This window comes from Streptomyces africanus (assembly GCF_030816955.1).
GTDB lineage: Bacteria > Actinomycetota > Actinomycetes > Streptomycetales > Streptomycetaceae > Streptomyces > Streptomyces africanus.
Map to the genome: position 1 here is coordinate 8762177 of NZ_JAUSYP010000001.1, position 12370 is coordinate 8774546.

The following is a 12370-nucleotide window of genomic DNA, read 5'->3' on the forward strand; positions in this document are numbered from 1 at the left end:
GGAAATACGGAAGTCGTCCCGCTGATGATCTCGGCGTGATCGGGGGACCCGGAGGGCATGAGTCACATCAGTCCCGATCCCGAACCCGAACGCAGCTCCGGCCTGGAACCGGGCGGCGGCGTACCGCCGGGCGAGACCCCGCCCGCGGAGAGCAGCCTGCCCGAGGCGGGGCCCCGGGAGACACACAACCCGCCCAAGGGCTGGTCCAAGGCCCCGATGGCGGTGATCATCGTCCTCGTGGTGCTGATCGCGGCGTTCTTCCTGGCCTACGCCCTCGCTCTGATCCTCTGAGTGCGGCGGGACGGAAGGAGGCGGGACGCCTCAGGCCTGGGTGTGCCGGACGCACTCGGTGACGACGTCCCGCAGGCTTCCCGTGCGCTCCATCAGCGCGCGCTGCACCTGTGCCCCGTTGCCGTCCCGCAGCAGCTCCTCGCAGGCGGCCCGGGCCCGTTCCAGGTCACCGGTGTCCGTGAGGGCCTCCTCGACGTGGTCCAGCAGGGCACGCACGACCGCCTCGGCGGGCAGCCGCCGCATGGTCGCGGGGTGCAGCAGCTCGCCCGACAGACCGGACCGGGCGGCCAGCCAGTCGGCCAGCCGCAGCAGGCTGACACCGTGGCCGAGCGGTTCGCGGCCGGCCCGCCACTCGCGGGCGGCGGTCTCGACCAGCCCGCGCACGAGCGTGGCGACGAGCGCGGCCGTGCCCGAGTGCAGACAGACGTCCGACACCCGGACCTCCACCGTCGGATACCGCCGGGACAGCCGCGCGTCGAAGTAGATCATCCCGTCGTCGAGGAGCGCGCCGGTGGCCACCATGTCCGCGATCAGCCGGTGGTACCGCTCGGCCGAGCCGAAGATCTCGGTCGGGCCGGCCGACGGCCAGCGCAGCCACACCCGGCTGCGGTAGCTGCTGTAGCCCGTGTCCTTGCCCTGCCAGAACGGCGAGTTCGCGCTGAGCGCCGTCAGCACCTGGAGCCAGGGCCGCACCCGGTCGATGACCGCGACACCCTCCTCGTCGGACTCGACGGACACATGCACATGGCAGCCCAGGACGAGCTGCTCCCGGGTGGCGATGCCGTACTGGTCGGCCATCCACTGGTACCGGCGGTTGACGCCGACCGCGGGACTGACCGGCAGCGGGGACGTGGCGAGGGCCGCGACCGCGCAGCCGAGCTCCCCGGCGTGCCGGGCCGCCTCCTTGCGGCAGCGGACGATCTCCGCGCGCAGGCTCTCCATGGACGACTGCGGATGGGTCGCGAACTCCAGCATCTGCTCGTGGAGTTCCTTCTCGAAGACGTCCTGATCCGCGTCGTCCTGCGCGGCCCGGGCGAGCACCGCGGCGGACATCGCCCGCGGTTCCCCGGTCTCGGGATCGACCAGGAGGAGCTCCTCCTCCACTCCGACAGTGCGCACCCTGATGCCCGCCCTTCGTGACCCTGCCGCGTCGGCCACCGGGCCTTCCCGGTGGTACGACACCCAGTGCCCCTCACAGGCGGGTCGGACACCTGGTGCGGCCGCGGGACCTCACGCAGCGAACGGCGTCAGCCACACGGTGGCCAGCGGCGGCAGCGTGATCCGGACACAACCGTCCTCCGGTTTGACCGGATCCGGGTGGGTGACGCCGCTGCCGCCGTAGCGCGGGTCGTCGGTGTTGAGGATCTCCTGCCAGGCGACCGCGTCACCCGGGACCCAGAGACCGTAGTCGTGCCGGACGACCGGGGAGAAGTTCGACACGGCCAGCAACGCCCCGCCCTGCGCGTCGTACCGCAGGAACGCGAAGACGTTGTCGTCGGCCGAGTCCACCGCCACCCACCGGAAGCCCTCCGGGCGGGTGTCGCACTGCCACAGCGCCGGCGTCGCCCGGTACACCGTGTTCAGGTCACGGACCAGGTCCCGCACGCCCCGGTGGTCGCCCGCCGAGTGGTAGCCGTCGTCGAGCAGCCACCACTCCGGCCCCTGCTCCACCGACCACTCGGCGCCCTGCGCGAACTCCTGCCCCATGAACAGCAGCTGCTTGCCGGGATGGCTCCACATGAAGGCGAGGTAGGCACGGACGTTCGCGCGCCGCTGCCACCAGTCGCCCGGCGCCTTCGACACCAGCGCCTGCTTGCCGTGCACCACCTCGTCGTGGGAGATCGGCAGGACGTAGTTCTCGCTGTAGGCGTACACCATCGAGAAGGTCATCTCGTGGTGGTGGTACTTGCGGTGCACCGGCTCGTGGGCCAGGTACTCCAAGGAGTCGTGCATCCAGCCCATGTTCCACTTCAGGCCGAAACCGAGCCCGCCCGCGTCGGTGGGCTGCGTCACCCCGCCCCAGGCCGTGGACTCCTCCGCGATCGTCACCACACCCGGGGCACGCCGGTACACGGTCGCGTTCATCTCCTGGAGGAACGCCATGGCCGCCAGGTCCTCCCGGCCGCCGTAGGCGTTGGGCTCCCACTGGCCGTCCTCGCGCGAGTAGTCCAGGTAGAGCATGGACGCCACCGCGTCCACCCGCAGTCCGTCGATGTGGAACTCCTCGCACCAGTACACCGCGTTCGCCACGAGGAAGTTGCGCACCTCGGTGCGGGCGAAGTCGAACTCGTACGTGCCCCAGTCCGGGTGCTCGGCGCGCCGCGCGTCCCCGGGCTCGTACAGCGGATCCCCGTCGAACCGGGCGAGCGCCCAGTCGTCCTTCGGGAAGTGCGCCGGCACCCAGTCCATGATCACGCCGATGCCCGCCCGGTGGCAGGCGTCGACGAAGTACCGGAAGTCGTCCGGGGTGCCGAGCCGCGCGGTCGGCGCGTAGAAGCCGGTGACCTGGTAGCCCCAGGAACCGTGGAAGGGGTGCTCGGCGACCGGCATCAGCTCGACGTGCGTGAAGCCGAGGTCCTTGACGTACGCCGGGAGTTCCTCGGCGAGCTGCCGGTAGTCCAGCCCCGGGCGCCAGGACGGCAGATGCACCTCGTACACCGAGAACGGCGCCTCGTGCACCGGCGTGTCGGCGCGGTGCGCCATCCACTGGGCGTCGCCCCACTCGTAGTGCGAGGCCGTCACGATCGACGCCGTGTGGGGCGGCTCCTCGGTGCGGCGGGCCATCGGGTCCGCCTTGAGGAAGCGGTGGCCGTAGCGGGAGGTGATCTCGAACTTGTACGCCGTGCCCTCGCCGACGCCCGGCAGGAACAGCTCCCACACACCGGACGCGCCGAGCGAGCGCATCGGGAACTGCGTCCCGTCCCAGTAGGTGAAGTCCGCGGCGACCCGCACGCCCTGCGCGTTCGGCGCCCACACCGTGAACCGGGTGCCGGGCACGCCCTCGTGGGTCATGGGCTGCGCCCCGAGGGCCTGCCACAGCTGCTCGTGCCGGCCCTCGCGGATCAGGTGCAGGTCGAGCTCGCCGAGCGCGGGCAGGAAACGGTACGGGTCGTGCACCTCCTGCTCACCGCCCTCGTACACCACGTGCAGCGTGTACGCGGGGATCTCCGTCAGCGGCAGCACGCCGGCGAACAGGCCGTCGCCCTCCGAGACGAGCGGGGTGCGCTTGCCGCCGGTCACCACGCTCACCGAGCGGGCGAAGGGGCGCAGTGCCCGGAACAGGATCCCGCCGGGGACCGGGTGGGCGCCCAGCAGCGCGTGCGGATCGTGATGGGCTCCCGCCAGCAGGCGCCCGCGGTCCTCCGGGCTCAGGGCGGGCGCGGTCGCGCCCGGGACCGGGCCGGACGGCTCCGGGATTGAGGTGTCGCGCAGGGCCACGGCTCAGTCTCCTCTCACAGCGAGGCGCTCGATCGCCGCCATCGGTACAGGCAGCCAGTCGGGGCGGTGCCGTGCCTCGTACAGCACCTCGTACACGGCCCGGTCCGTCTCATAGGCCCGGAGCAGTCCGTGCTTCTTCCGCGGGTCCCAGCCGGCGCGGGCGGCATAGCCCGCGCAGTAGGCCTCGCGGCAGCGTCGCGCCCACTCCGGGCGCCAGGGGCGGCGCTGCCGGGCGGCGTAGTCGAAGGAGCGCAGCATCCCGGCGATGTCCCGCACGGGGGAGTGGGCGCTGCGCCGTTCGGAGAGCGGCCTGGACGGCTCGCCCTCGAAGTCGATGACGAACCACTCGCGTCCGGCCCGCAGCACCTGACCCAGGTGCAGGTCGCCGTGGATGCGCTGGGCGGGCGGCCCGGCGTCGCAGGTGGTGAGGGCGGCGAACGCGGTCCGCAGGCCCGGCACGTACGGCTGGAGCGCGGGCACGCAGTGCGCGGCGGCGGCCAGCCGCTCGGTCATGGCGGCCGCCGTACGCCCGTTCTCCCCGGGCTCGCCGACCGGGAAGGCCGAGGCGAGGGCGAGGTGCACCTCCGCCGTGGCCGCGCCCAGCGCCCGGGCCTGGGCCGTGAAGTCGTCGCCGGCGGCCAGGGCGTGCAGCGCCAGCGTCCAGCCGTCGGAGGCGTCCCGCAGATACGGCTGGAGCACGCCGAGGGTGGCCTTGAACGGATGCTTCGTCTGGAACCAGGCCACGGGCGCGGGCACCCGGTGGCAGCCCTGCCGGGCCAGCGCGCCCGGCACCTCCAGGTCCGGGTTGACGCCCGGCTGGATGCGCCGGAAGACCTTCAGGATGTACTCGTCGCCGTACACCAGCGAGGAGTTGGACTGCTCCGCGTCCAGCAGCCGCGGCACCAGTCCACCGGGCACCGGCTGGTCCGGGTGGCAGTCGAACCGCAGGGGACCGGCGGTGCCGGGGTGCCGCAGCCGGTCCAGGAGCAGCTGGGCCGAACGGGGGTCGTGCAGCGCGTCGTAGACCGTCAGACCGGCCAGCGGCCCGTCCTGCACCCGCCCGATGAGCGCCCGCCCGAGACGCGGCGACGGATGCTCCCGCACGCCGAGCAGGAGCTGGTAGCAGTCGCCGGCCGGCGGAGCGCCGCCCGGGGACGGCACACCCGTGTGACCCGCGTGACCGGCGTGGACCAGCAGATGCAGACAGCCCGGGAACAGCTCGGTCATCGACAGCAGGCCGAGCTCCGTGACGGGCCGGTCCTTGCCCGCGAACCAGCGCTGCCGGGGCAGCCAGTCACGCAGCAGCCCGCCGAGCGACTCCATGGGCTCGGCCAGGCGCGTGAGACTCGGGCGGAGGGATGCGGTCTTCGGCATGGTCACGCCTCCTTTCGTCGGCGCTTGCTCACAGTCGCCGGCCGATGCGGGATGCGACTCGAGTGAGCCGGAACCAGTAGAAGCCGTGGCCCCCGAGGGTCAGCAGATACGGCAGCTCGCCGATCGCGGGGAAGCGGACCCCGCCGAACAGCTCCACCGGATGGCGCCCGGCGAACTCGCGCAGATCGAGTTCGGTGGGCTGCGCGAACCGCGCGAAGTTGTTCACGCACAGCACCAGGTCGTCCTCGTACTCCCGCAGGAAGGCCAGCACCGCCGGGTTGGAGGACGACAGTTCCGTGTACGAGCCGAGGCCGAAAGCCGGGTTCTGCTTGCGGATCTCGATCATGCGGCGGGTCCAGTGCAGCAGCGACGACGGCGACGACATCGACGCCTCGACGTTGGTGACCTGGTGGCCGTAGACCGGGTCCATGATCGCCGGCAGGTAGAGGCGGCCCGGGTCGCAGGTGGAGAACCCGGCGTTGCGGTCGGGCGTCCACTGCATCGGCGTGCGCACCGCGTCCCGGTCGCCGAGCCAGATGTTGTCGCCCATGCCGATCTCGTCGCCGTAGTAGAGGATCGGCGAGCCGGGCAGGGCCAGCAGCAGCGCGGTGAACAGCTCGATGGTGTGCCGGTCGTTGTCCAGCAGGGGAGCGAGGCGCCTGCGGATGCCGATGTTGGCGCGCATGCGGGGGTCCTTGGCGTACTCGGCCCACATGTAGTCGCGCTCTTCGTCGGTGACCATCTCGAGGGTCAGCTCGTCGTGGTTGCGCAGGAACATGCCCCACTGGCAGCCCGAGGGGATGGCCGGCGTCTTGGCCAGGATTTCCGAGACCGGGTAGCGGGATTCCCGCCGTACGGCCATGAAGATGCGCGGCATGACCGGGAAGTGGAACGCCATGTGGCACTCGTCGCCGCCGCTCGCGTAGTCGCCGAAGTAGTCGACGACGTCCTCGGGCCACTGGTTGGCCTCCGCCAGCAGCACCGTGTCCGGGTACTGCGCGTCGATCTCGCGGCGGACGCGCTTGAGGAACGCGTGGGTGGCGGGCAGGTTCTCGCAGTTGGTGTCCTCGGCCGCGTACAGGTACGGCACCGCGTCCAGCCGGAAGCCGTCGATGCCGAGGTCGAGCCAGAACTTCAGCGCGGCCAGGATCTCCTCCTGGACGCGCGGGTTCTCGTAGTTGAGGTCCGGCTGGTGCGAGAAGAAGCGGTGGAAGAAGTACTGGCCGCGCACCGGGTCGAATGTCCAGTTCGACGTCTCGGTGTCGACGAAGATGATCCGGGCGTCCGGATAGCCCTTGTCGTCGTCGGCCCACACGTAGTAGTCGCCGTAGGGGCCGTCGGGGTCCTTGCGCGACTCCTGGAACCACGGGTGCTGGTCACTGGTGTGGTTCATGACGAAGTCGATGATCACGCGCATGCCGCGCTGGTGGGCGGCGTCGACGAACTCCACGAAGTCGGCCAGGTCACCGAACTCCGGCAGCACGGCGGTGTAGTCGGAGACGTCGTAGCCGCCGTCACGCAGGGGTGACTTGAAGAACGGCGGCAGCCACAGGCAGTCGACGCCGAGCCACTGGAGGTAGTCGAGCTTCGAGGTCAGGCCCTTCAGGTCACCGACGCCGTCGCCGTCGCTGTCCTGGAACGAGCGGACGAGCACCTCGTAGAAGACGGCGCGCTTGAACCACTCCGGGTCCCGGTCCCTGGCGGGAGTGTCCTCGAAGGTGTCCGGTACGGGCTCGTTCACGGTCATGACGTTTCTGCCCCTCCGTTCCCCTGCGAGGCGGGCGGCGAGTGGACGTGGAAGACGTGCGCGGGAGCCCGCCCCGGCTCCAGACGCACGTAGTTGTTCCTGCTCCAGCGGTAGGTCTCGCCGGTGAGCTCGTCGCGCACCGGCACCGACTCGTGCCAGTCCAGGCCGAGTTGCGGCATGTCCAACGCGACCGTGGCCTCCTGGGCGTGGTGCGGGTCGAGGTTGGCGACCACCAGGACGACGTCGGACCCGGTGCGCTTGCTGTACGCGAGGAGCGCGTCGTTGTCGGTGTGGTGGAAGCGGAGGTTCCTGAGCCGGTGCAGCGCGGGGTGTTCCCGGCGGATGGTGTTGAGCCTGGTCAGCAGCGGGGTGATGGTGCGGCCCTCGCGTTCGGCGGCTTCCCAGTCGCGGTGCCTGAGCTGGTACTTCTCCGAGTCGAGGTACTCCTCGCCGCCCTCCCTGAGCGGGGTGTTCTCACACAGCTCGTAGCCGGAGTAGATGCCCCAGGTCGGCGACAGGGTCGCGGCGAGGACGGCGCGGACCTCGAAGGCGGGGCGGCCGCCGTGCTGGAGGTAGGCGTGCAGGATGTCGGGGGTGTTGGCGAAGAAGTTCGGCCGCATGTAGGAGGCGGCCTCCCCGGACAGCTCCGTGAGGTACTCGGTCAGCTCCTGCTTGGTGTTGCGCCAGGTGAAGTACGTGTAGGACTGCTGGAAGCCGATCTGGGCCAGGGTGTGCATCATCGCGGGCCGGGTGAACGCCTCGGCAAGGAAGATCACGTCGGGGTCGGTGCGGTTGATGTCCGCGATGACCCGCTCCCAGAAGACGACCGGCTTGGTGTGCGGGTTGTCCACCCGGAAGATCCGCACCCCGGCGTCCATCCAGTGCCGCAGCACCCGGCAGGTCTCGGCGATCAGGCCGTCCATGTCGGCGTCGAAGGCGATGGGATAGATGTCCTGGTACTTCTTCGGCGGGTTCTCCGCGTAGGCGATGGTGCCGTCCGGGCGGTGGTGGAACCACTCGGGGTGCTTCTGTACCCAGGGGTGGTCCGGGGAGCACTGCAGGGCGAAGTCCAGCGCGATCTCCAGCCCCAGATCCCGGGCCCGGTCCACGAACCAGACGAAGTCGTCCAGGGTGCCGAGCCGGGGGTGGACGGCGTCGTGGCCGCCCTCGGGCGAGCCGATCGCCCAGGGCACGCCGACGTCGTCGGGGCCGGGGGAGAGGGTGTTGTTCTTACCCTTGCGGAAGGTCGTGCCGATGGGGTGGATGGGGGGCAGGTAGACCACGTCGAAGCCCATCGCGGCGATCGCCGGCAGCCGGCGGGCGGCGGTGCGGAACGTGCCGTGCGGCTGCTGCCGGGTGCCCTCCGAACGCGGGAAGAACTCGTACCAGGAGCCGTACAGGGCCCGCTCCCGCTCCACGAGCAGGGGCAGCGGCTCGGAGGTCGTGACCAGGTCCCGCAGCGGATGGCGGGCCAGGACCTCGTCCACCTCCGGCGTCAGCGCCGCCGCCAGCCGCGCCGCCGGGGTCAGCGCGTCGTCGCGCAGCGCCTGCGCGGCGTCGAGCAGCACACCGCGGCCGGCTTCCCTGGGAACGCCGGCCGCCGCTCGCTCGTGGAGTTCGGCGCCCTCTTCGAGGACCAGACCGGGGTCGATGCCGGCCGGCACCTTTATGCCCGCCGTGTGGCGCCAGGTGGCCACCGGATCGCTCCAGGCCTCCACCCGGTACGTCCAGCGGCCGACGGCGTCCGCGGTGACCTCGGCGCCCCAGCGGTCGCTGCCCGGGGCCAGCTCACGCATCGGCGTCCAGGGGCCGGGGCGGCCCTCCGGATCCTTCAGGACGACATTGGCGGCGACCGCGTCGTGCCCCTCCCGGAATACGGTGGCGGTGACCTCGAACGTCTCGCCCACGACCGCCTTGGCCGGCCGGTTGCCGCCCTCCACGGCCGGGCGGACGTCCCGTACCGGGATACGGCCGATGGCCCGGGTCCTACTCATGGTCCTCACCTCCACCGTGCTCGAAAGCCGGGCCCACGGGCCCGGTCCAGGGGACGAGATGTGCGGGACGGCGGCTACCGTCCCGCGGGGGAGCGCCGCTCCGCCGCCGGCGGTCTTCGCCGGACCGCGGTGGCCGGACGGGGCCCTTCGGTCTGTTCCTGCAGACAGGTGACCTGCGGGTCCTGCGCATAGGCGGCCTGCGGTTCGTGCGCACAGGTGACCTGCGGTTCCTGCGCAAGGGCGGCCTGCGGTTCGTGCGCGTAGGCGGCCTGGTTCTGTTCCTGCACCGAGGTGACCTGGTTCGTGCGCAGATACCGCTCGGCCGCGTCCGCCGCCTCCCGCGCGCAGCGCTTGCCCATCAGCACACAGAGCGTGTAGCCGGAGTCCTCGAACGTGGTGCGCACCGTGCGGTCGTTCGGTGCCGCGAGCATCACGCGTTCCCAGGCCCGGTAACGCCGCAACTGCCGGGCGACTTCGGCTTTGGCGGGTAGCAGCATGGCGCCGATCACCTTTCGGGCTACGAGGGGCATGGTCTCCCCGACGGTCGGACGGCGGCCGTGCACACAGCGGCACGGACCCGTAACGGCGATCGAGTTCTTCACACATGGTGCACGGGTGACGACGCAACGTCTTGTTGGATCTTCAACCAATAGCGGCTCGGCTGAGCCGCCGACACCGTTCAGACTTGCTCACCTGGGAGCTCAAGCACCTCATCTGTGCGCTCGTGTTGCACGAACGGGCTAGCGCCCTCAGGCTGAGGGTGACTCAGAAGCGATACGCGCTCACGTTCCGTGTTCGGGGCTCGTCCCGCAGGACCGCGGGAGCGAGAAGGAGCTGAGCTTCGCGGTGAGGAGCCGACCGATGAAGACCGCAGTGCCCTGCTACTACCACCTCGACGTGGAAGTCAGCCCGGAACGGGTGGGACAGGTCAGCCGCATTCTGGCCGCTCACCTGAGGTTCTGGGACCTGGACAACCTGATCCAGCCCGTCTGCGGCGGTGCCGAGATGTTGCTCAAGGCCATCGACGAGCACGCCACGGACAAGAACACGTCGATCGAGATGTGGTGGAACGGCCAGCACCTGATCACCGCCATCGGGGACAACGACCGCGCTCTGCGCCCGGACCAGGAGCTGCGTGGCTGCCTGGAGCACCTCGCGGCGATGAGCGACGGCTGGGGCTGCTGCGCCACCGAGACCGGCAGCAAGGTCATCTGGTTCTCGCAGCGCGCCCGGGCCGGCGAACGCGTCCCGCTGGTGCCGACCGCGCCCTCCCCGTACCTCAGCGAGGGCCTCGACGTGCCCCGCGAGGTGCGCGTCGCACAGCTGGCCGGCCCGGCCAGTACCCCGGACGAGGTCCTGGAGGACGCCCGGTGACCCGGCGGCAGACCCGGAAAGCGGCGTCCGCGTGGAGCGGACGCCCCTACCCGCTGGGCGCGGAGTACGACGGGGAGGGCACCAACTTCGCGCTCTTCAGCGAGGTGGCCGAACGCGTCGAGCTGATCCTCGTCGACGACGACGGCACCCACACCCGGGTACCGCTGACCGAGGTCGACGGCTTCGTCTGGCACGGCTACCTCCCCGGCGTCGGCCCCGGCCAGCGCTACGGCTACCGCGTGCACGGGCCGTGGGCCCCGAGCGCCGGCCACCGCTGCAACCCGGCGAAGCTGCTCCTCGACCCCTACGCACGCGCGGTCGACGGGCAGATCGACAACCACCCCTCGCTCTACGAACGGAACCCGGACGGCCCCGACCCGGCCGACAGTGCCGGACACACCATGCTCGGTGTGGTGACCGACCCGGCCTTCGACTGGGGCGACGACACCCGGCCCTGCCGGCCCTACGCCGACACGGTGATCTACGAGGCGCACGTCAAGGGCCTGACCCGCACCCACCCCGGGGTGCCCGCGGAACTGCGCGGCACCTACGCCGGGCTCGCCCACCCCGCGGCCGTCGAGCACCTCACCTCGCTCGGCGTCACGGCGGTGGAACTGATGCCGGTGCACCAGTTCGTCCACGACGGCGTGCTGCACGACCGCGGCCTGGCCAACTACTGGGGCTACAACACGATCGGCTTCTTCGCGCCGCACAACGGCTACGCCGCGCACGGCACCCGCGGCCAGCAGGTCGCCGAGTTCAAGTCGATGGTGAAGACCCTGCACGCGGCCGGGCTCGAGGTGATCCTCGACGTGGTCTACAACCACACCGCCGAGGGCAACGAGAAGGGCCCCACCCTGTCCTTCCGCGGCATCGACAACTCCTCGTACTACCGCCTGGTCGACGGCGACTGGGAGCACTACTACGACACCACCGGCACCGGCAACAGCCTGCTGATGCGCCACCCCTACGTGCTCCAGCTGATCATGGACTCGTTGCGGTACTGGGTCACCGAGATGCATGTGGACGGCTTCCGCTTCGACCTCGCGGCCACCCTGGCCCGGCAGTTCCACGAGGTGGACCGGCTGTCGGCGTTCTTCGACCTGATCCAGCAGGACCCGGTGATCAGCCGCGTCAAGCTGATCGCGGAGCCGTGGGACGTCGGCGAGGGCGGCTACCAGGTGGGCAACTTCCCGCCGCTGTGGTCGGAGTGGAACGGCATGTACCGCGACGCGGTACGGGACTTCTGGCGCGGTGAGGACCACACGCTCGGCGAGTTCGCCTCCCGGCTGACCGGCTCCTCCGACCTGTACCAGCACAGCCGGCGCCGGCCCCGCGCCAGCGTCAACTTCGTGACCGCGCACGACGGTTTCACCCTGCGCGACCTCGTCTCCTACAACGACAAGCACAACGAGGACAACGGCGAGGACAACCAGGACGGCGAGAGCACCAACCGGTCCTGGAACTGCGGCGCCGAGGGGGCCACCCGCGACCCGGCCGTCCTGGAGCTGCGCGCCCGCCAGCAGCGCAACTTCCTCGCCACGCTGCTGCTCTCCCAGGGCATCCCGATGCTCTGCCACGGCGACGAGCTCGGCCGCACCCAGCGCGGCAACAACAACGCCTACTGCCAGGACACCGAGATCTCCTGGATCGACTGGCGGCTCACCGAGGAGCAGCGCGAGCTGCTGGAGTTCACCCGGTACGTCATCCGGCTGCGCACCGGGCACCCCGTGCTGCGCCGCCGCCGCTTCTTCCTCGGCGAGACCATGACCCGCGCGGACCAGCCGCTGCCCGACCTGGTGTGGCTGGCGCCGGACGCCCAGGAGATGACCGACGACGACTGGCAGCGCGGCGACGCGCACTCCGTCGGGGTCTTCCTCAACGGCGACGCCATCGCCGAACCCGACCCGTGCGGCCGCCCCGTCGTCGACGACTCGTTCCTCCTGCTGTTCAACAGCCACTGGGAGCCGGTCGACTTCCGTCTCCCGGACGCCGCCTACGGCGAACGCTGGACGGCCCTGATCGACACCGCCGCCCCGGAGGGCCCGCCCGACGAGGCGGAGCACAAGGCGGGCACGGTGCTGACGGTCGAGGCACGCAGCCTGGTGCTGATGTCGCGGCCTTCCCGCACCGAGGCCGGGTGACTTGACTG

General features: G+C 71.0%; 9 protein-coding genes. 3 read left to right on the plus strand and 6 right to left on the minus strand.

The window, feature by feature from the left end:
• The first annotated feature begins 57 nt into the window (after positions 1–57).
• Positions 58–291, plus strand: coding sequence for a DUF6480 family protein (locus tag QF034_RS39875; RefSeq protein ID WP_307179521.1), 234 nt, complete (start codon positions 58–60; stop codon positions 289–291).
• Positions 292–321: 30 nt separating this feature from the next.
• Here QF034_RS39875 and QF034_RS39880 read toward each other — a convergent pair whose 3' ends face one another.
• The 6 genes from QF034_RS39880 to QF034_RS41690 all read right to left on the minus strand — a co-directional run bounded on the left by QF034_RS39880 (position 322) and on the right by QF034_RS41690 (position 9341).
• Entirely contained in the window at positions 322–1410 is a 1089-nt protein-coding gene (locus QF034_RS39880) for a glutamate--cysteine ligase 2 (RefSeq protein WP_307179522.1), read from the minus strand.
• 111 nt (positions 1411–1521) lie between these two features.
• Positions 1522–3729 (minus strand): 1,4-alpha-glucan branching protein GlgB, encoded by a 2208-nt coding sequence (gene glgB, locus QF034_RS39885; RefSeq protein WP_307179523.1) that lies wholly within the window; start codon positions 3727–3729, stop codon positions 1522–1524.
• Between the two features lie 3 nt (positions 3730–3732).
• Positions 3733–5103, minus strand: coding sequence for a maltokinase N-terminal cap-like domain-containing protein (locus QF034_RS39890; protein ID WP_307179524.1), 1371 nt, complete (start codon positions 5101–5103; stop codon positions 3733–3735).
• A gap of 28 nt (positions 5104–5131) precedes the next feature.
• A complete protein-coding gene (gene treS, locus QF034_RS39895) occupies positions 5132–6850 on the minus strand; it encodes a maltose alpha-D-glucosyltransferase (protein ID WP_307179525.1) in 1719 nt (572 codons plus the stop codon).
• Positions 6847–8844 (minus strand): alpha-1,4-glucan--maltose-1-phosphate maltosyltransferase, encoded by a 1998-nt coding sequence (locus QF034_RS39900; RefSeq protein ID WP_307179526.1) that lies wholly within the window; start codon positions 8842–8844, stop codon positions 6847–6849. Before QF034_RS39900 ends, treS begins: the two co-directional genes overlap by 4 nt.
• A gap of 74 nt (positions 8845–8918) precedes the next feature.
• Entirely contained in the window at positions 8919–9341 is a 423-nt protein-coding gene (locus QF034_RS41690) for a DUF5133 domain-containing protein (RefSeq protein WP_370880919.1), read from the minus strand.
• Positions 9342–9705: 364 nt separating this feature from the next.
• On the opposite strand from QF034_RS41690, the gene QF034_RS39910 reads away from it, so the two are divergent.
• Positions 9706–10218 (plus strand): pep a2, encoded by a 513-nt coding sequence (locus QF034_RS39910; RefSeq protein ID WP_307179527.1) that lies wholly within the window; start codon positions 9706–9708, stop codon positions 10216–10218.
• A complete protein-coding gene (gene glgX / locus QF034_RS39915; protein WP_307179528.1) occupies positions 10215–12362 on the plus strand; it encodes a glycogen debranching protein GlgX in 2148 nt (715 codons plus the stop codon). The genes QF034_RS39910 and glgX overlap by 4 nt, the downstream gene beginning before the upstream one ends.
• The last annotated feature ends 8 nt before the right edge of the window (positions 12363–12370 follow it).